Genomic DNA, 19,847 nt, shown 5'->3' on the forward strand with positions numbered 1-19,847 from the left:
TCGGCTGCCTCCAGAGCAGGTCGGGCTCGGGCTCGGCATCGACGGGTTCGGCGTGCTGCGGGCCCTGCGCGGGAAGGCCGGCCGGGCGGCGTCCGAGGCGGTCGTGAACCAGGTGGCGCCGTGTCGTGACGCGCCCTGGGCCGACGGGTGGAAAGTCCTCCCCCTCCTGGAGCGGCCGGCTCGTACGGCCGTGCGAGCAGCCGTAGCCTCGATCCGACTGTCCATCACATTCCGGCGGCGCTCCCCGCTCCGGCCGCCGAGAAGGGGCGCGCCATGCCCGAGGCCACCCTGCTCGGACGAGGAAGCCGTCGGCTGCGCACGGCGTTCCTGGGTGCGCTGGTCGGCGTCATCGCCGTCGCCGCCCCGGCCCGGGCCGACGTCGGGTCCGTGACGGAGTATCCGGTGACCACCACCGCCGGCGCCTTCCCCGCCGGCATCACCGCGGGGCCGGACCGTGCCCTGTGGTTCGCGGAGAACGCTGTCGGACGGATCGGGCGGATCGCGCTCGACGGCACCACGACCGACTTCCCCACCTCCGCTGCGGACACCGGCCCGACCGAGGTCACCGAGGGCCCCGACCGCGCCCTGTGGTTCACCGAGACGAGCGCGAACAGGATCGGCCGGCTGACCACCTCCGGCCGTCTCAGGGAGTTCTCGATCCCCACGCCCGACAGCGCGCCGTCGGGGATCGCCGTCGGGCCGGACCGGGCCCTGTGGTTCGCCGAGGGAAACGCGAACAAGATCGGCCGGCTCACCGCCTCCGGCCGGTTCACGGAGTACCCGGTGCCGACGCCACTGGCCGGACCGTACTCCATCGCCGCCGGCGCCGACGGCGCGCTGTGGTTCACCGAGATCGACAGCGGGAAGGTCGGACGGATCACCGTCTCGGGCCGGATCACGGAGTACCCGCTGCCCGGCGCGTCGCCCTTCCCCGACGACATCGCCACCGGACCGGACGGCGTGTGGGTCACCACGTCGGGAACGAACTCGGTCGACCGGCTCACCTACGCCGGCCGCGTCACCCGGATTCCGCTGCCCGACCCCGGCAGCGGCCCGAGCGGCATCACGCGCGGGCCCGACGGCCGGATCTGGTACGCCGACCAGTCGGGCCGGATCGGCAGGATCACCCCGAACGGCAAGGTCACCACCTTCCCCGTGCCGGACGGCGCCGACAGGACCCCGTTCCGTCTGGCGACCGGACCCGACCGGGCCGTGTGGTTCACCGAACTGACCGGCAACGCCATCGGCCGCGTCCGGGCACTGCCCACGTGACGTCCGGGCCTACGGGGCCGAGGCCTTTCGCATGTGCCGGCCCTGGTCCGGCCCCCCTTGTTATGACTGTCGTCATAAAGCAGGCTGGTGCCGGCAGCACGACAGGTCGGCGGTGGGAGGAAGCGGTGGCGGACGCAATGGCGCGGACCCTGTGGGAGCGGTACGAGCCGGTGCACGATCTCGTCTATTTCGCGCCGGAGGTCCGCCGGGCGGCGGACGCGCTCGGCATGCGCGGATACTGGATGGGGTATTTCGCCCTGCGCGCGGCACCGCTCGGCGCGGTCCCCCCGTCCGTCGTGACGAGTTGTTTCTACGTCTTCCACCCCGACCGGGTGGGCCGGGCCCTGCCGGACGCCTGGACGTACGCGGCTCCCGTCGACGTGCTGGCCGCCCGGCTGGACGCCCTGGACGCGGCGATGACCGGCCTGTTCGGTCCGGAGGCCGTCGGCTCGGCCGAGTTCGCGGAGGCCGCCGACCTGGCCTGGGAGGCGGCTGCGGCGGCGGACACCGAGGGGCGGATGCTGGCCGCCGCCAACCAGGCGCTGGAGCGCCCGGACCGCGCCACGGCACGCCTGTGGCAGGGCCTGACGACGCTGCGCGAGCACCGCGGCGACTCCCATGTCGCCGTGCTGGTGAGCCAGGGGATCGGGCCGGTCGAGGCCATGCTGCTCAAGGTGGCCGCCGGCGAGTCCGACGGGGCGTTCCTGCGGGAGACGCGCAAGTGGGAGCAGGCGGACTGGGACGCGGCCGGGACACGGTTGCGTGAGCAGGGCCTGCTGGCGGCCGACGGCTCGCTCACCCCGGCCGGCACGGCCGTACGCGCGGAGGTGGAGACGCTGACGGACGCGGCGGCCTCGGCCCCGTGGACCACACTCGGCACCGACCGCGCCGCGCGCCTGGCCGATCTGCTGGAGCCACTGACCCGCACGGTCGAGACCTCGGGCCTCCTCCCGCCGGGCAACCCGGTGGGGCTGACCCGGTCGTCGTACCCCGCCGGCACCTGACGGAGCACCGGGCTGGTCGCCGGGCCCCCTGTTTCCCTCACCCCGCCCGGCCACCGGCCGGACACCGTTGACCGGGCGGGGCCGGCCCCTGAGGTGAACGCCCTCGTCCAGCGCCCCTGCAGGGCTCGGGCCTGCGCCGCCGTCGACCCTGCGGAGCACGCACTCGGCCGGCACGCCGTCGGCGCACCGGCCGGACCCGGGACCGCCTCGCGGGGACCGTCACCTGGGCTCACACCCTGTCGGGCACCGACCCGACTCCGAGCCGGCCATCAGGGGGTCTCCCCCGGCCGCACACCCCGTCAGGCACTCACCCGTCTCCGCGCCCGCCTATCGCGGAGCACACCTGGAGCCGACCCGTCGACCGCGCGTTGTCCCGCGAACCAGCGTCCTGCCGATCGCCACTGACGCCCCGCCCTGCCGGCCGTCGGACGGTCCTCCGGCCGACCCGCGAGGAACGCGCCCGGCACCGGTCCATCGACCGCCGACGGCAGGCCGAGCCGGCCCCGCAGGGACCACCCCCCGGCCAATCTCCGTGAGCACCACCCCCAGGGCCGCCCCACCGTGCGCCGCCGCTCCGGGCGATCCCACCGGCATCCCCGCCCGGGGTGTCGGGCGGGGGCGGCGAGCGGCGAGCGCAGGGTGACGCGGATTACCAGGTGACCGGGAGCCGTTCGGGGATCCGCTTCATGAAGCCGGTGCGCCAGACCAGTTGGGCGGGCGGTACGGCGAGTGCGAGATCCGGGAGGCGGTCGAGGAGGACCTCCAGGGCGATCCGGGCGTGCGCCCGGCCGAGCGCGGTCGCGGGGCAGTAGTGGGCACCGCCGCCGAAGGAGAGGTGGTCGGCGGTGTTGTCACGGTGGACGTCGAAGCGGTGCGGGTCGGGGAACTTCGCCGGGTCGAGGTTGGCGCCCTCCACCAGCACCAGGACGAGTTCTCCCTTGCGGACGTCGACGCCGCCGAGCCGGACGTCCTCCAGGGCGAGGCGGGGCAGGGCGTCGCCGATGGAGAGGTTGACCCTGAGGAGTTCCTCGACACCCTGGCCGATCAGGTCCGGGCGGTCGCGCAGGAGGTCCCGGGCGATGGGATGGGTGAGCAGGTGGACCAGGGCCATCGCGAGGAAGCCGGACGTGGAGATCACGCCGGCGCCGAACATGGTGACCCCGACGGTGGCCAGCATCTCGTCGGTGAGGTGGGCGTAGTCGGGGTCGTCGCGCAGGGCGGCGAGTTCGCCCATCAGCCCGTGCGTGGCGGGGTCGTCGAGCAGGGCTGTCATCCGGGCGATGTCCCGGTCCCAGTTGATCTTCGCGCCGGTGATCGGGCACGCCGAGTTCATGAAGGCGATGTCGAGGCTGCGCAGAAAGGCCGGGCCCTCGGTCTGCGGGATACCGAGGATGCGGCAGTGCATGCCCGCCGAGTAGGGCTCGCAGAACGCGCCGCGCAGGTCGGCCGTCGGACCCTCGGCCACCATCCGGTCCGCCAGCCGGTGCGCCTCCTCGCGCAGCCATTCCATCAGGCCCGGCGACTTGGGGTTGAGGGCCTTCAGCACCGCCCTGCGCAGCCCGGCGCCCGTGATGTTGCCCATGTTGTTCACGACCTCTGGCGGGATCGTGAGCGCGTACTGCCGGGGGACTCCGGGGGCCGAGGTGTCCTTCAGGGAGAACCGGTCGTCCCTCAGGACCTGCGCGCACAATTCGTACGAGGACACGAGCCAGGCCTCGTCGCCGGCGATGGTCCGCACGCGCCGTACGGGGGTGGCGGCGCGCAGGTCCTCGACCTCGGCGGGTACCCGGGTGCCGTCCCAGGAGAACGGGAAGTCGAGCAGGGGCGGGTGGTCGGCGCGGATGCCGGGGGCAGTGGTCATGCGGCGGTTCCTTCGACGGCGGCGGGGGTGACGATGGCGTGGCCCTGGTTGCGGGAGGCGCGCAGGCCGGCGCCGCGGGAGTACAACAGTTCGGCCATCGGCAGCAGTTGGTGGTAGCAGTTGAGGGAGGAGGGCACCTTGAGGATGGCGGGGGTGTCCAGGAACAGCGGAGCCTCGGCGCACACGTACTCCAGGCAGACCGCGCGCTGCCGCTCGGTCGGCTCTCCGCCACGCGCACTGAGGAAACGATTCACCAGGGCATCGCAGACCGCCCGGAAGGCCCCGTCGGCGGCCAGGCGCGCCTGGAGCTGCCGGTGGATGTCCTGGTAGGCCGGGTTGGTACGGAACTCCGACATCGGGTGCCAGTCCAGCCGCAGCCCCTCGGGGTCGGCCGCCGACACCGCGTCACGGACCTTGGCGCGCACCCCGCGCAGGTTCTTCACCGCCTTGCGCCGGGCCTCGTCCGGTGGATAGCCGGACGCCTCGTACATCTCGGCGACGTACAGGTCGGTGTAGACGAAGTCGACCCTGTCGAAGTGGTCCAGCCCCCAGCGGGCGAGGTCGCGCAGGCGGCGGCCGGAGAAGTAGCTGTTGCCCGGGGACACGCCGATCACGGCATGTGCGCCCTCGCCCAGGATGACTTCGCAGTGGGAGGTGTACGGCTGGACTTCGAAGACGTCGGCCATCAGCACGGATGCTGTGGTCAAAGGGGAAATCCTCCGCCGCGCGCTAGTCCCGGCAGGGCCCTGTGCCCCTGGTGTGGCGACGCGGCGCCCTCACGCTAGCGGTACGGATTCAGCACGGGTAGTTACCGCCTGGGTTTGGCTGAAAACTGTCGTAGCAACGGTCGAAGTGCCCTGCTGTCGGGCTCCGTTGCGGGTCGTACGCTGGGGCGGTGGCCAACCGAGACGAGGATCGCGAGGATCCGGGACAGGTGGCGTCCCGGCTCACCGGACGCCCGGTCACCGGAGCACGGACGCCCTCCGGATCGCCGGCCGAGGTGACGCTGGACGGTGGGGCGCCGGTGATGGTCAAGCGCGGTGACGCCCCCGGTGCCGTACGCGCGGAGGTGGCGGGGCTGCGCTGGCTCGCCGCCGCGGGCGCGGTCCGGGTCCCGGCGGTGCTCGGTCACGACGAACGCTGGCTGGTGACGGAGCGGGTGCCGACCGGGCGCTCCGACCCCGCGGCGGCGCTGCGTTTCGGCCAGGCCTTGGCCGCCCTGCACGCCGCGGGTGCTTCGGATTTCGGAGCGCCGCCGCCCGACGGCCCCGTGGACGCTTTCATCGGCCTCGCCCCCATGCGCAATGTGCGGGGCACCGACTGGCCCCGCTGGTACGCCGAGCACCGCGTGCTGCCGTATGTGCGCGGTGCGGTCGACCGCGGCACGCTCCGCGCGGGCGAGACAGCCGTGTTCGAGCGGGTGTGTGCCCGCATTCCGGAGCTGGCCGGCCCCGCCGAGCCGCCCGCGCGCCTGCACGGGGACCTGTGGAACGGGAACGTGCTGTGGGGCACCGACGGCGAGGTCCGGCTCATCGATCCGGCCGCGCACGGCGGGCACCGGGAGACCGACCTGGCGATGCTTCAGCTGTTCGGCTGCCCTCATCTGGACCGGGTGCTCGCGGGATACGAGGAGGTGGCGCCACTCGCGGCGGGCTGGCGGGAACGGGTGGGCGTGCACCAGTTGTTCCCGCTGCTGGTGCACGCGGTGCTGTTCGGACGCGGGTACGCGGAACAGGCCCTGGCGGTGGCGCGGAACGCGGCGGCGCTCGCGGAGTGATCCCGCACACAGCCGTGGAAGCGCAACGCCCCGGGCTTCCCCGGCGTCCTGTGCCATGCAGGCTTGCTGTCCTGCGGGCACCCCTTCTGGACGCCCTCTCCGAGCTGCGGTTACTCAGCGTGAGGAAACCAATCACTCGTTCGATTCGTATAAGGACGTGAAAGCCGAATCAGGGAGAGACCATGCAACCGTTCACGCTCAACTACGCGCGGCCCGCTGTGCAGTTGGACGTCACCATTCCGTATGCGTACGACTCCGGACTGCAGTTGAACGTCCTCCCGGACGGGCGGATCGCCGCCACCGACCACGCGACCCTGAGAGCTCTGGGGACCACGACCTCGACCGCGGGCTCCAAGACGCACTTCGACGACTGAACCGCGGGCCTTCGAAGATGACCGTGCTCATCCTGACCACTGAAGAAGACGTGACGGCGGACATGGTGGTCCTCCGGCTGAGCGAGGCCGGCGTGCCCGTCGCCCGGCTCGATCCCGCGGATCTGACCAACGGGGTGGCGCTGTCGGGCGAGTACGTGCGGGGCGCCTGCCGCGGACACCTGTCCGTCGGCGGGCGCCTGGTGAGCATGAGCGGCCTGCGCTCCGTCTGGGTGCGCAGACCGGGGGACGCGGCCGCTCGTGCCGCCCAGCCGTCCGCCTGGCTGACGGAGGAGTCGTCACAGGCGTTGTACGGCATGCTGCGCACCACCGACGCACGCTGGATGAACCACCCGGACGCGGCCCGCCGCGCCCGTCACAAGCCCTGGCAGCTGCACCTCGCCCAGCGCAGCGGCCTCGCCGTGCCGGCCACGCTGATCACGACGTTCCCGCAGGCGGCGCGGGAGTTCGCGGAGCGCTTCCCGGACCTCGTGGTCAAACCGGTGTCCGGCGCGCATCCGCAGGAGCCGCCGCGGGCGGTGCCGACGAGCCGGGTCGCGCCGGACACCGACTTCTCGGCGGTGGCCTTCGGTCCGACGCTGCTGCAACGGCGGGTCGCCAAGCGCGCCGACATCCGCCTCACCGTCGTCGGCGACACGCTGCTGGCCGCACGCAAGCCGGTCGACCCGGACGGCCACCCGGACGACGTGGACGTCCGTTTCGCCCCTTCGGTCTCTCCCTGGCTGCCCTCGGCCGTGCCCCCGCGCGTCGCCGAGGGGGTGCGGCGGTACATGGCGGGCGCGGAACTGGCGTACGGCGCATTCGACTTCGCCGAGGACTCCGACGGAATCTGGTGGTTCCTGGAGTGCAACCAGTCGGGCCAGTTCGGTTTCGTCGAGATGGACACAGGTCAGCCCATCGCCGCGACGATCGCCACGTGGCTTGCCGAAGGCGGGGACCGCAGCGGCAGGTGTGCGGACGGCGACCGCAGCGCAGCGTCATGAGGGTGCGGGAATCGGCTCGGAGAAAGGAACGGCACATGCGTATCGGACTGCTGGGAACGGGCCCGTGGGCCCAGGCTGCCCATGCCCCCGCTCTAGCCGGGCACACCGGCGCGGAGTTCGCCGGGGTGTGGGGCCGCCGGCCGGAGGCGGCCAAGGCACTGGCGGAGCAGTACGGCGTGCCCGCCTACGACGACGTGGACGCGCTGCTGGCCGACGTGGACGCGGTGGCCGTGGCACTGCCGCCGTCCGTGCAGGTCGAGTTGGCGCTGCGGGCGGCACGGGCGGGCCGTCATCTGCTGCTGGACAAGCCGCTCGCGCTGTCGGTCGCCGAGGGGCGCGCCGTCGTGGCCGCGGTGGAGCGGGCCGGGGTGGCCTCGGTCGTCTTCTTCACGGCCCGCTTCCAGAAGGAGCCGGAGGCCTGGATCGAGGAACAGGCGGCGGTGGCGGGCTGGTTCACGGCGCGCGCGCAGTGGCTGGGAGCCGTGTTCACCTCCGACAGCCCGTTCGCGGCCTCGCCGTGGCGACGGGAGAGGGGCGCGCTGTGGGACGTCGGCCCGCACGCGCTGTCGGTCCTGCTGCCGGTCCTCGGCGACGTACGCCAGATCGTGGCAGCGGCGCACGGCCCCGCGGACACCGTGCATCTGGTCCTCGACCACGCCACGGGCGCGTCGAGCACGCTCACGCTGAGCCTGACCGCGCCGCCGGCGGCGGCCGGGGCCGATGTGGAACTGCGGGGCGAGTCGGGCGTGACGCTGATGCCGGGGAGCTCCGAAGGCGCGATCCCCGCGCTCGCCCGGGCCACCGACGCCCTGCTGACCGCCGTCCGCACGGGCCGTCCCCAGGCCTGCGACGCCGCGTTCGGCCTCCGCGTCACCGAGATCCTCGCCACGGCGGAGGCACGCCTGGCAGAGAAGAGGGACTAGTCCCCGGCCCCGCCACCTCCGCCCGCCCGCTCCGGCCCGGCACGGCGGGTGGCGGTGCGGGAGGCGGCGTGCGAGGTCGGGAATCGACTGGTCGGCGCCACCCTGGCCCGGACGGCACGGCACCCGTCAGCCGTCCGCCGGCCCCTGCCCTCCCCTCCCCGTTCCCAGCGGGAACTCGGGGAGCGGGCCGTCCGGCGACGAAGGACACGTGGCGCCGCATCTCGTCGTAGGCCCGTCGAAGCCGCTGGGCCGGCGTGGCACCCGGCACCGGCAACGCCCTCGGCCCGGAAGGTGCCGCGCCCCCGCAGTGTCCGGTCCCCCTTCCGGCACGACGCGGGATCGGGCGCCTGGTCAGGGCGGCCCGGGGGGAAGGCGGTGCTCCCGGGCGGGAGGCCCGGCGGCGGGCGGCGGCGTAGCTTGGGGATGTGACATCGGTGCGCGACGGGTCGTCGCATCGGGACCGGGAGGCTCGCGGCTGGTTGCGGGGAGCTCCGCCGCCGTGGTGGGTGCGGGTGCTGCCCGTGCTGCTGCTCGTGGCCGTCAGCACGGCCACGGTGGCCACCACCCACGCCCGTGACCTGGGCTTCCTGCTCGGGGCCATCCCCCCACTGGCCGTTCTGTCCTACGGCCCGCTGGGCACCGCGCTCCTCGGCGCCGGGGTGGTCGCGGTGCTGAACGTCCCCGCCACCCATCTGAACCGCCCCGGCAACACCGATCTGCTCACCATCGTGTTCGTGGCCGTCCTGAGTGTGTTCGTGTCGTACGTGCGCAGCCGCCGGGACGCCCAGCTGGACGCGGAGCGGGCGATCGGCGAAGCCGTGCAGCGGGCCGTGATGCCGACGCTGCCGGGGCGGGTGGGAAGCGTGGAGTGCACGGGGTTCTACCGGGCCGCGCAGGACGGGACGCTGGTGGGCGGGGACTTCTTCGACGTGCGGGAGGGACCGTACGGCGTGCGGGCGGTGATGGGCGACGTACAGGGGCACGGGCTGTCGGCGGTCGCGACGGTGGTGTCGCTGCTGGGGGCGTTCCGGGAGGCCGTGCTGGACCAGCCGGACCTGGAGTCGGTCGCCGCGCGGATGGACCGCAGGCTGGCGGTGGACTCGGCGGACGTACGGCACGCGGAGCTGTTCGCCACCGGCGTGCTGCTGGAGTTCCCCCCCGACGGGCGGGCGGTCCGGGTGGTGGCCTGCGGTCATCCGGCGCCCGTCCTGCTGCACGCGGAGCAGGCCCTGGAGGTGGCGGTCCCGCCGGGACCGCCACTGGGCATCGGGCTGGTCGGTGTCGAGTCGCCGAAGGAGATCACGGTGACGCTGGACCCGGGTGACCGGCTCTTCCTCGCCTCCGACGGGGTGTGGGAGGCGCGGGACGGCGAGGACGCCTTCTACCCGCTGCCCGCGCGGCTGGCCGCCCTGACCGCCACGGCGTCCGCCGGGCTTCCCGGGGCGGTGTGGGCGGAGCTCGTCCGCCTGCGCTACGAGGTCCGCGACGACGTCACCATGCTGGTGCTGTCGCCCGGGACGCCCACCGCCTGACCGCCCCGCCGGTCAGCCCACGTCCCACAGGAAGCGGTGGGTGTGGATGCCGAAGTAGGGGAACGACCGGATCTCGCGGACGCCCTCCAGGGGGCGTACCACGTCGTTGACGAAGTCCAGCAGGGCCTTCGGGCCGGGGGCGACCACCTCGGCGAACAGGTCGAATCCGCCGGAGGTCAGCACCGAGTAGACGACCTCCGGGCGTTCGGCGAGGGCGTCGGCGACGGTGCGGGGGTCACCGTCGACGCCGATGCCGAGCAGGGCCATGGCCTGCCCGCCCATGGCCATCGGGTCGGTGACCCCGACCACCTGGACGGCTCTGGAGTCCAGCAGGCGTTGCAGGCGCTGCCGGGCCGCCGAGGCGGACAGACCGACCTTGGGGCCCAGGTCGGCGTAGGCGATACGGCCGTCGGTCTGCAGCTCGCGCAGGATGGCCCGGTCGATCTCGTCCACGCGTGTCCTTTCGTGCGGGTGTTGCGGGCGGGTCCGGCCGCGGGTCTCAGCCCGCCAGTTCGGCGAGGGCTGCGGCGAAGACCTCGGTGTGGGTGTCGACGTCCCGCTCGGTGGTGTCGGGGCACATGAGCGCCATGTTGTGGAACGGGGTCAGCAGGATGCCGCGGTTGGCGAGGTAGAGGTGCAGGAAGTCCTCCAGCTCGGGATCGGATGCGGCCGCGGACTCGGTGCCGGTGCGCGGCGCCGGGGTGGTGAAACGGTACTCGGTGCGGGCCCCGAGCCGGCTCACGGACCACGGCAGCCGGTGCGCCTCGATGCCCGCCCGGACACCCGCCTCGAAGCGCTCGGAGAGCCCCGCCATCCTGGCGAACGCCTCCTCGGTGAGGACGTGTTCGAGGGTGGCCCGCATCGCGGCGACCGACAGCGCGTTGCCCGCGAGGGTGCCACCGACGCCGCCCATGTCGACGAGGTCCAGGTCGGTGCGGGCCAGGATCCGCTCGGCGAGTTCGGCGGAGAGCCCGTAGGCGCCGGCCGGGATGCCGCCGCCGATGGCCTTGCCGATGGTCAGCAGGTCGGGTTCCAGGTCCCAGGCGGCCGTGCAGCCGCCGGGCCCCGCGGAGAAGGTGTGGGTCTCGTCGTTGATGAGCAGGCTGCCGTAGCGCCGGGTCAGCTCGCGGACGCCGGCGAGGTACCCGGGCTCCGGCAGGACGATGCCGATGTTGGTGAGCGCGGGCTCCATGAGGACGGCGGCGACGTCACCGTGGGCCAGTGCGCGCTCCAGGCCCGTGAGGTCGTTGAACTCGGCCACCCGGCTGGTCAGCGTCACGTCGCAGGGGGCGCCGACGTTGCCGGGGCGTGCGGTGCCCGTGCCGTCCGGGCCGACGACGATCAGGGACTCGTCGACGCTGCCGTGGTAGCAGTAGCTGTTCACCAGGATCTTCGGGCGCCCGGTGACGGCACGGGCGAGCCGGATCGCCCAGCGGTTGGCGTCCGTGGCGGTCAGCGAGAAGCTCCAGTGCGCCAGGCCGAACCGGCGGGTCAGGTCGGCGCCGACCCACTCGGCGTCCTCCGTGGGCAGCATCGCCGTGGCCCCGCCCAGTTCGGCGAACCGCCGCTGCACGGCCTCGGTGACCGGGGCGGGCGAGTGGCCGGCCATCGCCCCGGTGTCGCCGAGGCAGAAGTCGATGTACTCGTGCCCGTCGACGTCCGTGACCCGGGCGCCACGCGCCCCCGCCAGATAGCGCGGAAAGGCACCGGCCGTCTTGTTCATCCAGGTCATCGGCACCCGGCCGAAGAGGTGACCGGCCCGCGCATAAGCGGCGCGCGAGCGCGGGTTGCGCCCCTCGGCCTCGGCGCTCTCGCGGGCCAGGAGGGCGTGCAGACGCGTGCGGTCCATGGGGTACCTCGCTGGAGATGGTGACGAATTCCGTGAGCGTACGACCGAAACAGCACTGATCTCAAGGTTTGACGCATGAATCAATTGAGACAGCGATCCAATCGAGCGCCCCCAGGGGGCGTGACAACCGAGAGGGTGACGCGTCACCCATCCGTCAGCTGACGAACCCACGGCCGGATTTCGAACGTCCCGGCTCAAACGCCAGGCCGCGCCACCCCTTCCGCCACGTAGAAATATCTACGAGCATGCATATGCCGGGTTGGTGTGCAGGCGCACGGAGTGCCCGGTCGCGGTCGTGCCCTGCGCCGAGCGCGGGCCAGTGCGGACACCCGGAGCAGTGCATGACGAACACGATGTGGATGCGGGGCGTGGAGTGGCTGGCCGCGGCGGCGGCGGACCCGCGCTCCTGCAAGTGGGAGTGGGATCACGGCGAGGGCGTCGCACTGCTGGAGGCGGGCCGTTTCTGGGACGTGCTGACCGTCCCCGACCGGCTGGGCCTGCTCACCCTCGACCTGCTGTGGCAGCCCGGCGTGCCGGTGCCCGGGCCGACGCTGATCGACACGGCGGCGGGCCGGGTCGGATTCTTCCTGCCCCCGGACCCTGCCGGGGACTGGGTGGGCGCCGGTCTGCGGTACGCGACCAAGGGGGCCTGGGTCGCCGTACCGCCGCCGTACCGGCCCGCGCGTTTTCTCGAGTGGCTCGTGCCGCCGGACGGCACCGGCGCGCTCCACTCGCCCGGCGCCTTGGAGGAGGCGCTGCGGCAGGCCAACGGGACCCTCGCCGTCCTCGCGCCGCCGTGCGGGCAGTGACGGCTCACGTCCGCCCGCGCACAGGCCGCGCACCGGGCACGGACCACAGGGCGTCCGGTTCCGCGGGTACCGTCCGTCCCTGCGCCCGCCACTCGGCCACGAGTCCGGCGTAGATCGGTTCCCGGGACCGGTCCACCTGCGAGAGCCGGCGCATCCGGCGCATCCGGTCCAGGCTTTCGATCCGGTCCAGCCAATCCAAGCGGTTCGCCGGGTCCAAACGGTTCATGCCGGGGCAACGCGGCCGGGCCGCCACCGGCACGCCTCGCCCGGCCGGCTCACCGGGTCGGGTGAGGGCGTCGCTCGAACGGGGCGCTCCGCCCGTCGGACAAGCATCCCGCCGGACAAACATTCCGCCGGCGGATGCAGCGCTCCCCGCGCTGGGCGGGTCCGGGCTCGGACGTCCCGCTCACGGCACCTTCACCTCTCACGTGCCCGAAGTCAGACCATGTGGATCGGCCGCACGCGTCCGCCGGGGGCCGCGGTCGCCGTCACGACGGGGACGCCGACGGCACCGGTCGCCACCGGGCCGGCAGCGGCGCCACCGTGCGTTCACCGCCGACTCAGGGAGCCCCCGATTTTCGGCGGTACGTGACCTCGCCCCCGCGCGGCACGCCAACTCGACGCCGCCGTACGGAAGGTGATGCCCGAGGCGCACGTGCCCTGCGCGATCGTCGACATGCGCAGCGGGCTGCCCGCCTACTCCGAGGACGCGGCATCCTTCACGGCACCGGCCTCGGACCCGCAACGCAGCTCCGCACCACGGCGGTTTCCTCGGTCCGGCCACTACCGCCATGACGCACACGGTCTTCCCGACCGGCAACGAGTCGCCCGCTCCGCACGCGCAGGACTACGCCGCGCGCTACACCACACACAGGGCCGACGGCAAGGAAGCCGACTCGGGCGACCGGAATCCGTCGTGGGGCTGGGCGGCCGGCCCGATCGTCCCGCGCCCCTCCGCGATCCGCACACCTGGGCGCCCACGGTCGCCACGGGCCGGTTAACGGACGGGAGGCGGATGGGCGGTGCCCCACCGCAAGCAGCGGTTCACCACTCCGCGGGCCGGCTCCGCCAAGGGGGCCGGATACGGACCGGGCATCTTCGACGTGCAGGGATGGATCGGCCACCGGGGTTCCCCGCCCGGGTACCAGTCGCCGACCGTCTGCCCGCCGTGGACACACACTCCTGGCACTCCTGGCACTCCTCGACATCGACACCGGCCACCGGTCCCAGGAGCCCAGCATCGTGCCGGGCGCGGCGATCTCGAGGATCATCTGGCCCGGGCACGTCTACAACCTGCCAGTCGCACGCGCCGGATGAGACGTCGGCTCGGCCGGTTTCCAACCCCGGCGAGCCCGCGCTGTGTGCTTGTCGGCGATGACGGCGTCTACTGAGGGGCGACCGCCTCGCAAGAGGGCCGCTCGCCCAGGAGACCAGACGTGACCGTCACCGACCGCATCGCCCTCGACCCCTTCGGCTCCGACATCGTGGCCGAGAGCGCCCGGCTGCGCGCACGCGGCCCCGTCGTACCGGTCGAACTGCCCGGCGGCATCCCCGCATGGGCACCCACCGGCCACGCCTCCCTCAAGGACCTCATCCTCGATCCCCGGGTCAGCAAGGACGCACGCCTGCACTGGCGGCTGTGGCCGGAGCTGGCCCGACATCCGTCCTGGAGCTGGATGGCGACCTGGGTGGGGGTGGTCAACATGCTCTCCACGTACGGCGCCGACCACGCCCGGCTGCGCAAGCTGGTCGCGCCGAGCTTCACCCACCGCCGTACCGAGGCGATGCGGCCGCGTGTGGCGGCCCTCACCACCGAGCTGCTGGACGCGCTGGCGGCGGAGGGGGCGGCCGGCCGGGTGGTCGACCTGCGGGCCGGTCTGGCGCATCCCCTGCCGATGCGCATGATCTGCGAACTGCTCGGCGTGTACGAGGAGTTACGGCCCGACGCGGCGAGGCTCATCGCCGACATCATGGACACCTCCGACCAGAGTCCCGAGTCCGCCGCCTCCGTGCAGCAGCGGATCGGCTCGGTGTTCGGCGCGCTGATCGAGCACCGGCGGAGGCATCCGGGCGACGACGTCACCACGGAGCTGATCCGGGTCCGGGACGAGGACGGCGACCGGCTCTCGGACGAGGAGTTGCTGCACACGCTGCTGCTGGTGATCGGTGCCGGCTTCGAGACGACCGTCAACCTCATCGGCAACGCGGTGGTCGCGTTGCTGTCCGGCCCGGAGCAGCTGGCGGCGGTGCGCTCCGGGGCGGTGGGATGGGGCGCGGTGGTCGACGAGACGCTGCGGGTGCATCCGTCCATCGCCGCGCTCCCGCTGCGGTTCGCGGTGGAGGACCTGAAGGTGGGGGACGTGACGATCCCGGCCGGGGACGCGATCATCACCGCGTACGCGGCCGCGGGCCTGGATCCCGCGCACTACGGCCCGGACGCGGCCGTCTTCGAAGCGGCGCGCGGGGCCGAGGACCATCTCGCGTTCGGGATCGGTGTGCACCGCTGCGTCGGCGCTCCCCTGGCCCGGCTGGAGGCGCTGACGGCGCTGCCCGCGCTGTTCACCCGTTTCCCGGAGCTGCGCCTGGCCGTCGACCCCGACGAGTTGCGGCACGTGCCGTCGTTCATCGCGCACGGCTGGCAGGAGATCCCGGTCCGGCTGGGAGCCTGAGGGCGGGGCGCGGGGCCGCGACCGGTCCCCCGTTCCGGTCGTGCCCCGCGGACTGCCGAAACCATGTGCGGTGCCGGCCACGAGCTGGGCGAGGACGACCTCGTACGGATCGCCGCCCCCGGCCGTCACCCGGCGTTCCGGAACGGGTTCGGCCGCGCGGACGTGTCCCCGCACGGTCTGGGCGTGCACGCCGAGGGGCTGGGCGACGCGTCCGGCACGGGCCCCGGGTCTTGCGCCCGCGCACGTCACCCGATGTGCCGCGCTCCGGCGCCGGACGTGGCTCCGCCGGCGACCCGGGGGGGGTGAGTCGCCGACGGAGACGTCGCGTCCGGGGCGGGGGGAGGCCCAGGACGGCTCACAGGTCGCATGCCCCGGAATCCGGCGCCTACACAACGACATCGCGGGGCGACCGGGTGACGTTGCCGGCACGGGCCCTGCCGCACGGAGCCGAGGTCGCGGGGGGCGGTGGGCGCGTGGGTGCGCGCGGGTTGTCCGGGACGGCATAAGCTCGACGGGTGGCGAAGTACTTCGACGTGCACCCTGACAATCCGCAGCCGCGCAGCATCGCCCAGATCGCCGACGCGGTGCGCTCGGAAGCGCTCATCGCATACCCGACCGACTCCTGTTACGCGCTGGGCTGCCGGCTGGGCAGCCGGGACGGCATGGACCGGATCCGCGCCATCCGCCGTCTGGACGACCGGCACCACTTCACGCTGATGTGCCGGGACTTCGCGCAGCTCGGCCAGTTCGTGCGGGTGGACAACGACGTCTTCCGGGCCGTGAAGGCGTCCACGCCCGGCAGCTACACCTTCATCCTCCCGGCCACCCGCGAGGTGCCGCGCAAACTGCTGCACCCGAAGAAGAAGACCGTGGGCGTGCGCATCCCCGACCACGTGGTCACCCAGACACTGCTGGCGGAGCTGGGCGAGCCGCTGCTGTCCAGCACGCTCCTGCTGCCGGACGAGGCCGAACCGCTGACGCAGGGCTGGGAGATCAAGGACCGGCTCGACCACGTAGTGGACGCGGTGGTCGACTCCGGCGACTGCGGCACGGAGCCGACCACGGTCGTGGACTTCTCCAGCGGCGAGGCGGAGATCGTACGGCGGGGTGCGGGGGACACCAGCCGCTTCGAGTGAGCTCCCGGGGCACCGGGTGCGAGGTTCCGGATCTTGCGTGACAGCATGGGCGGTACCCCTGGCGCCGGGGGCGACCGCCGTCCGACGCCCGTTCCCCAAGGGAGGCCTGCTCACCATGACCGATGTCCAGGGAACCGACCTCGACATCCAGACCGAGGACGGCGTCGCCGACGCGTACCTCGTCCACCCCGCGGACGGAGAGCCCCGTCCGGGTGTGCTGTTCTACCAGGACGCCTACGGCCTTCGGCCGCACCTGAGGAAGATGGCCGACCGGCTGGCCGCCGCCGGCTACACCGTGCTGGTGCCCAACGTGACCTACCGTCTCGGCCGCGCTCCGGTCGTGGAACTGCCCGAGTTCATCGACCCGGGCGCCGACCCCACCATCTGGAAGAAGCTCGGCCCGATCGTGTTCGCGCTGACCCCGGACCTGATCGCGCGGGACTCCGCCGCCTATCTGCGCTGGATGGCCGACAGCCCGCTGGTCACCGACGGGCCGGTCGGAATCACCGGCTACTGCATGGGCGCCCGGCTCGCCCTGTGGACGGCGGCGGCGCATCCGGACCGGGTGGCGGCCGCAGCCGGGTTCCACGGCGGTGGCCTCGCCACCGACGATCCGACCAGCCCTCACCTGGGTGCCCCGCGCATCACCGCGGAGCTGTACCTCGGACACGCCGACAACGACCACTCGCTGCCGCCCGAGCAGATCGAGCGCTTCGAGAAGGCCCTGACCGACGCCGGGGTCCGGCACACCTGCGAGGTCTACGAGGGCGCCCACCACGGCTACACGCAGGCGGACACTCCGGCGTACGACAAGGAGGCCGACGAGCGGCACTGGGCGGCGCTGCTCGGCCTGCTCGAGCGCACCTTCTGACACCGGTTCACGGCGCCCGCCGCAGGGTGGGCGCCGTAGCCCGGTCTGTTCATCCCATTGACATGAACTCGTCTCGGTACGAGTCTGAGAGCGCTCTCAACCAGGTACGGACCAATATCCGTACGGCCCCGACCCCACACGGAGGTAGGAGAGTGCCACATCACCTCACGCGCCCCGCGCTACCCTTGGCGGCCGCTGCGGCCCTGGTCGGCGGAGTGCTCGCGTTCGGCGCCCCGGACCACGCCGCTGCCGCGGTCCCGGACACCATTCCGCTGAAGATCACCAACAACTCGGGCCGTTCCGAACCGGTCTACGTCTACGACCTCGGCACCCAGCTGTCCTCCGGTCAGCAGGGCTGGGCCGACGCGGGCGGCACCTTCCACGCCTGGCCGGCAGGCGGCAACCCCCCGACGCCGGCCCCGGACGCCGCGATCGATGGCCCGGGCGCCGGGCAGTCCAAGACGATCCGGATACCGAAGTTCTCCGGCCGTATCTACTTCTCCTACGGCCAGAAGCTCGACTTCCGGCTGACCACCGGCGGCCTGGTCCAGCCGGCCGTGCAGAACCCCTCCGACCCCAACCGGAACATCCTGTTCAACTGGTCCGAGTACACTCTCAACGACTCCGGGCTGTGGCTGAACAGCACCCAGGTGGACATGTTCTCCGCGCCGTACGCGGTCGGGGTGCAGCGTTCCGACGGCAGCGTGAGCAGCACCGGGCACCTGAAGGCCGGGGGGTACACCGGCTTCTTCAACGCGCTGCGGAGCCAGTCGGGCGGCTGGTCCGGCCTGATCCAGACCCGCTCCGACGGAACCGTGCTGCGCGCCCTCTCACCGCTGTACGGCGTGGAGACCGGCGCCCTGCCGGCGAACGTCATGGACGACTACGTCAACCGGGTCTGGCAGAAGTACTCGACGGCGACGCTGACCGTCACTCCGTTCGCCGACCAGCCGGGCACCAAGTACTACGGCCGGGTCTCGGGCAACGTCATGAACTTCACCAATCCCTCGGGCGCGGTCGTCACCAGTTTCCAGAAACCCGACGCGGACAGCGTGTTCGGCTGCCACAAGCTGCTCGACGCGCCCAACGACACCGTCCGCGGGCCCATCTCCCGGACCCTCTGCGCCGGTTTCAACCGCTCCACCCTGCTGGTCAACCCCAACCAGCCGGACACCTCCACGGCCGCCTTCTACCAGGACGCGGTGACGAACCAGTACGCGCGTGCGGTCCACGGGCAGATGGCCGACGGCAAGGCCTACGCGTTCGCCTTCGACGACGTCGGCAACCAGGAGTCGCTGGTGCACGACGGCAGTCCGCAGCAGGCGTACCTGACGCTGGATCCGCTCGGCTGACACGCGAGGATCCCGCGCCCCGGCCGGCTGCCGGGGCGCGGGACCGTCATGTGTGGCTCAGCCGGTCGTGAGGGCGGTGTCGTCCACCACGAAGCTGGTCTGCAGCGAGGAGTCCTCCACGCCGTTGAACTTCAGCGTGACCGTCTGGCCCGCCAGCGAGGACAGGTCGAAGGACTTCTGGCTGTAGCCGGAGGCCTTGTTGAGGTTCGAGTACGTCGCCAGGGTCTTCGAACCGGCGGTGACCGTCAGCTTGTCGTACGCGGTGCTGGTGGTCGTCTCCGCGCTGTCGATGTGCAGGTAGAAGGTCAGGGTCGCCTTGCAGCCCGCGGGGATCGTCACCGACTGGGACAGCGTGTCGGTGTGCGAGGAGCCGTAGCCGTCCAGCCACGCCTTGTAGGAGCCGCCGTGCGCCGCCTCACCGCTGTCGGTGGTGATGACGCCGCTGGTCGCGGTCCAGCCGGTGCTTCCGGACTCGAAGCCGGGGTTGCTCAGCAGCTGGGTCGACGTGCAACCGCCGCCACCGCCACTGGGGTTGACCGTCCAGGTGAAGCTCGCGGTACCGGTCGCGCCGGTGGAGTCGGTCACCGTGACCGTGGTGTTGGACGTCCCCGCCGTGGTCGGCGTGCCGGTGATCAGCCCGGTGGAGCTGTTGATCGACAGCCCGGCCGGCAGTCCGGAGGCGCTGTACGTCAGGGCACCGCTGTTGGTGCTGCTCGCCTGCACCTGGAGGCTGACGGCGGTGCCGACGGTGGAGGTCTGGTTGCCCGGGTTGGTGACCGTCACCCCGTTGCCCGGCGGGGTGACATGGCTGCCGACGTTGATGCCGGCGAAGGCGTTGGCGACTCCCGCGTACTGGGCCGAGTTGGCGCCGTACAGCGCGGTGGCCGCGTTCAGCGCGGCGGTGCGGGCACCGGCGTAGTTGGTGCTCGACGTCATGTACGACGTCAGCGCCTTGTACCAGATCTGCAGCGCGGCGGCGCGGCCGATGCCGGTCACGGCGACGCCGTCGGACGTCGGGCTGTTGTAGGTCACGCCGTTGATGACCTTGGTGCCGCTGCCCTCGGAGAGCAGGTAGAACATGTGGTTCGCCGGGCCCGAGGAGTAGTGCACGTCGAGGTTGCCGACACCGGAGTACCAGCTGTCGGCCGACCCGCCGTCCTTGCTCGGCTTGTCCATGTAGCGCAGCGGGGTGCCGTCGCCGTTGATGTTGATCTTCTCGCCGATGAGGTAGTCACCGGGGTCGGAGCTGTTGTTGGCGTAGAACTCCACGCCGGTGCCCATGATGTCGCTGGTGGCCTCGTTGAGGCCACCGGACTCACCGGTGTAGTCGAGGCCCGCGGTGTTGGAGGTGACGCCGTGGCTCATCTCGTGGCCGGCCACGTCGAGCGCGGTCAGCGGGTCGTTGTTGCCGGAGCCG

18 protein-coding genes are annotated in these 19,847 nt (G+C 72.6%); 13 read left to right on the plus strand and 5 right to left on the minus strand.

What is annotated here, in order from left to right; all coding sequences use genetic code 11:
* Window positions 1-273 precede the first annotated feature (273 nt).
* Together AB0L59_RS23470 and AB0L59_RS23475 are read left to right on the plus strand one after the other, a co-directional pair.
* Window positions 274-1,272 carry a hypothetical protein gene (locus tag AB0L59_RS23470; protein WP_365586793.1) on the plus strand — a complete coding sequence of 333 codons (999 nt, stop codon included), beginning with the start codon at window positions 274-276 and terminating at the stop codon, window positions 1,270-1,272.
* A 125-nt stretch (window positions 1,273-1,397) separates the two neighbouring features.
* Window positions 1,398-2,276, plus strand: a complete 879-nt coding sequence (locus AB0L59_RS23475) for a hypothetical protein (protein WP_365586795.1) — start codon at window positions 1,398-1,400, stop codon at window positions 2,274-2,276.
* Window positions 2,277-2,925: 649 nt separating this feature from the next.
* On the opposite strand, the gene AB0L59_RS23480 is transcribed toward AB0L59_RS23475, so the two are convergent.
* The gene (locus tag AB0L59_RS23480; protein ID WP_365586797.1) at window positions 2,926-4,137 is read right to left on the minus strand and encodes a cytochrome P450; all 1,212 of its coding nucleotides are present in this window, start codon (window positions 4,135-4,137) and stop codon (window positions 2,926-2,928) included.
* Window positions 4,134-4,844, minus strand: a complete 711-nt coding sequence (locus AB0L59_RS23485) for a tRNA-dependent cyclodipeptide synthase (protein ID WP_365586800.1) — start codon at window positions 4,842-4,844, stop codon at window positions 4,134-4,136. Before AB0L59_RS23485 ends, AB0L59_RS23480 begins: the two co-directional genes overlap by 4 nt.
* Before the next feature lie 227 nt (window positions 4,845-5,071).
* On the opposite strand from AB0L59_RS23485, the gene AB0L59_RS23490 reads away from it, so the two are divergent.
* The 5 genes from AB0L59_RS23490 (at window position 5,072) to AB0L59_RS23510 (ending at window position 9,744) form a co-directional block, all read left to right on the plus strand.
* Entirely contained in the window at window positions 5,072-5,914 is an 843-nt protein-coding gene (locus AB0L59_RS23490; RefSeq protein WP_365586868.1) for a fructosamine kinase family protein, read from the plus strand.
* A gap of 182 nt (window positions 5,915-6,096) precedes the next feature.
* Window positions 6,097-6,288, plus strand: a complete 192-nt coding sequence (gene tgmA / locus AB0L59_RS23495; RefSeq protein ID WP_365586802.1) for a putative ATP-grasp-modified RiPP — start codon at window positions 6,097-6,099, stop codon at window positions 6,286-6,288.
* Between the two features lie 17 nt (window positions 6,289-6,305).
* Complete coding sequence (gene tgmB, locus AB0L59_RS23500) at window positions 6,306-7,289, plus strand: ATP-grasp ribosomal peptide maturase (protein WP_365586805.1); 984 nt, start codon at window positions 6,306-6,308, stop codon at window positions 7,287-7,289.
* A 35-nt stretch (window positions 7,290-7,324) separates the two neighbouring features.
* Window positions 7,325-8,212, plus strand: a complete 888-nt coding sequence (locus tag AB0L59_RS23505; protein ID WP_365586808.1) for a Gfo/Idh/MocA family oxidoreductase — start codon at window positions 7,325-7,327, stop codon at window positions 8,210-8,212.
* 479 nt (window positions 8,213-8,691) lie between these two features.
* Window positions 8,692-9,744: a PP2C family protein-serine/threonine phosphatase gene (locus AB0L59_RS23510; protein ID WP_365586810.1), complete on the plus strand. Its 1,053-nt coding sequence runs from the start codon at window positions 8,692-8,694 to the stop codon at window positions 9,742-9,744.
* A 12-nt stretch (window positions 9,745-9,756) separates the two neighbouring features.
* On the opposite strand, the gene AB0L59_RS23515 is transcribed toward AB0L59_RS23510, so the two are convergent.
* Window positions 9,757-10,197: an Lrp/AsnC family transcriptional regulator gene (locus tag AB0L59_RS23515; protein WP_365586813.1), complete on the minus strand. Its 441-nt coding sequence runs from the start codon at window positions 10,195-10,197 to the stop codon at window positions 9,757-9,759.
* A 46-nt stretch (window positions 10,198-10,243) separates the two neighbouring features.
* Complete coding sequence (locus tag AB0L59_RS23520; RefSeq protein WP_365586815.1) at window positions 10,244-11,593, minus strand: transaminase; 1,350 nt, start codon at window positions 11,591-11,593, stop codon at window positions 10,244-10,246.
* 341 nt (window positions 11,594-11,934) lie between these two features.
* On the opposite strand from AB0L59_RS23520, the gene AB0L59_RS23525 reads away from it, so the two are divergent.
* The 6 genes from AB0L59_RS23525 (at window position 11,935) to AB0L59_RS23550 (ending at window position 18,430) form a co-directional block, all read left to right on the plus strand.
* Window positions 11,935-12,402 carry a hypothetical protein gene (locus tag AB0L59_RS23525; RefSeq protein ID WP_365586818.1) on the plus strand — a complete coding sequence of 156 codons (468 nt, stop codon included), beginning with the start codon at window positions 11,935-11,937 and terminating at the stop codon, window positions 12,400-12,402.
* 791 nt (window positions 12,403-13,193) lie between these two features.
* Window positions 13,194-13,403 carry a hypothetical protein gene (locus tag AB0L59_RS23530; protein ID WP_365586821.1) on the plus strand — a complete coding sequence of 70 codons (210 nt, stop codon included), beginning with the start codon at window positions 13,194-13,196 and terminating at the stop codon, window positions 13,401-13,403.
* A gap of 435 nt (window positions 13,404-13,838) precedes the next feature.
* Window positions 13,839-15,071: a cytochrome P450 gene (locus AB0L59_RS23535; RefSeq protein ID WP_365586823.1), complete on the plus strand. Its 1,233-nt coding sequence runs from the start codon at window positions 13,839-13,841 to the stop codon at window positions 15,069-15,071.
* Between the two features lie 515 nt (window positions 15,072-15,586).
* Entirely contained in the window at window positions 15,587-16,207 is a 621-nt protein-coding gene (locus AB0L59_RS23540; protein ID WP_365586824.1) for an L-threonylcarbamoyladenylate synthase, read from the plus strand.
* Between the two features lie 115 nt (window positions 16,208-16,322).
* Complete coding sequence (locus tag AB0L59_RS23545; RefSeq protein ID WP_365586827.1) at window positions 16,323-17,078, plus strand: dienelactone hydrolase family protein; 756 nt, start codon at window positions 16,323-16,325, stop codon at window positions 17,076-17,078.
* A 203-nt stretch (window positions 17,079-17,281) separates the two neighbouring features.
* Window positions 17,282-18,430 carry a glycoside hydrolase family 64 protein gene (locus AB0L59_RS23550; protein ID WP_365586869.1) on the plus strand — a complete coding sequence of 383 codons (1,149 nt, stop codon included), beginning with the start codon at window positions 17,282-17,284 and terminating at the stop codon, window positions 18,428-18,430.
* Window positions 18,431-18,487: 57 nt separating this feature from the next.
* Here the strand turns inward: AB0L59_RS23550 and AB0L59_RS23555 are convergent.
* The coding region (locus AB0L59_RS23555) for a M4 family metallopeptidase (protein ID WP_365586829.1) at window positions 18,488-19,847 on the minus strand (1,360 nt) is incomplete at its 5' end.

It is taken from the genome of Streptomyces sp. NPDC052109 (assembly GCF_040680195.1).
Lineage (GTDB): Bacteria > Actinomycetota > Actinomycetes > Streptomycetales > Streptomycetaceae > Streptomyces.

Excerpts from the sequence above, each read along its gene's own strand:
- AB0L59_RS23520 (WP_365586815.1), bottom strand. The coding sequence starts at position 11,593 with ATGGACCGCACGCGTCTGCACGCCCTCCTGGCCCGCGAGAGCGCCGAG.
- AB0L59_RS23525 (WP_365586818.1), top strand. The coding sequence starts at position 11,935 with ATGACGAACACGATGTGGATGCGGGGCGTGGAGTGGCTGGCCGCGGCG.
- tgmA (WP_365586802.1), top strand. The coding sequence starts at position 6,097 with ATGCAACCGTTCACGCTCAACTACGCGCGGCCCGCTGTGCAGTTGGAC.
- AB0L59_RS23505 (WP_365586808.1), top strand. The coding sequence starts at position 7,325 with ATGCGTATCGGACTGCTGGGAACGGGCCCGTGGGCCCAGGCTGCCCAT.
- AB0L59_RS23530 (WP_365586821.1), top strand. The coding sequence starts at position 13,194 with ATGACGCACACGGTCTTCCCGACCGGCAACGAGTCGCCCGCTCCGCAC.
- AB0L59_RS23480 (WP_365586797.1), bottom strand. The coding sequence starts at position 4,137 with ATGACCACTGCCCCCGGCATCCGCGCCGACCACCCGCCCCTGCTCGAC.
- AB0L59_RS23470 (WP_365586793.1), top strand. The coding sequence starts at position 274 with ATGCCCGAGGCCACCCTGCTCGGACGAGGAAGCCGTCGGCTGCGCACG.
- AB0L59_RS23545 (WP_365586827.1), top strand. The coding sequence starts at position 16,323 with ATGACCGATGTCCAGGGAACCGACCTCGACATCCAGACCGAGGACGGC.
- tgmB (WP_365586805.1), top strand. The coding sequence starts at position 6,306 with ATGACCGTGCTCATCCTGACCACTGAAGAAGACGTGACGGCGGACATG.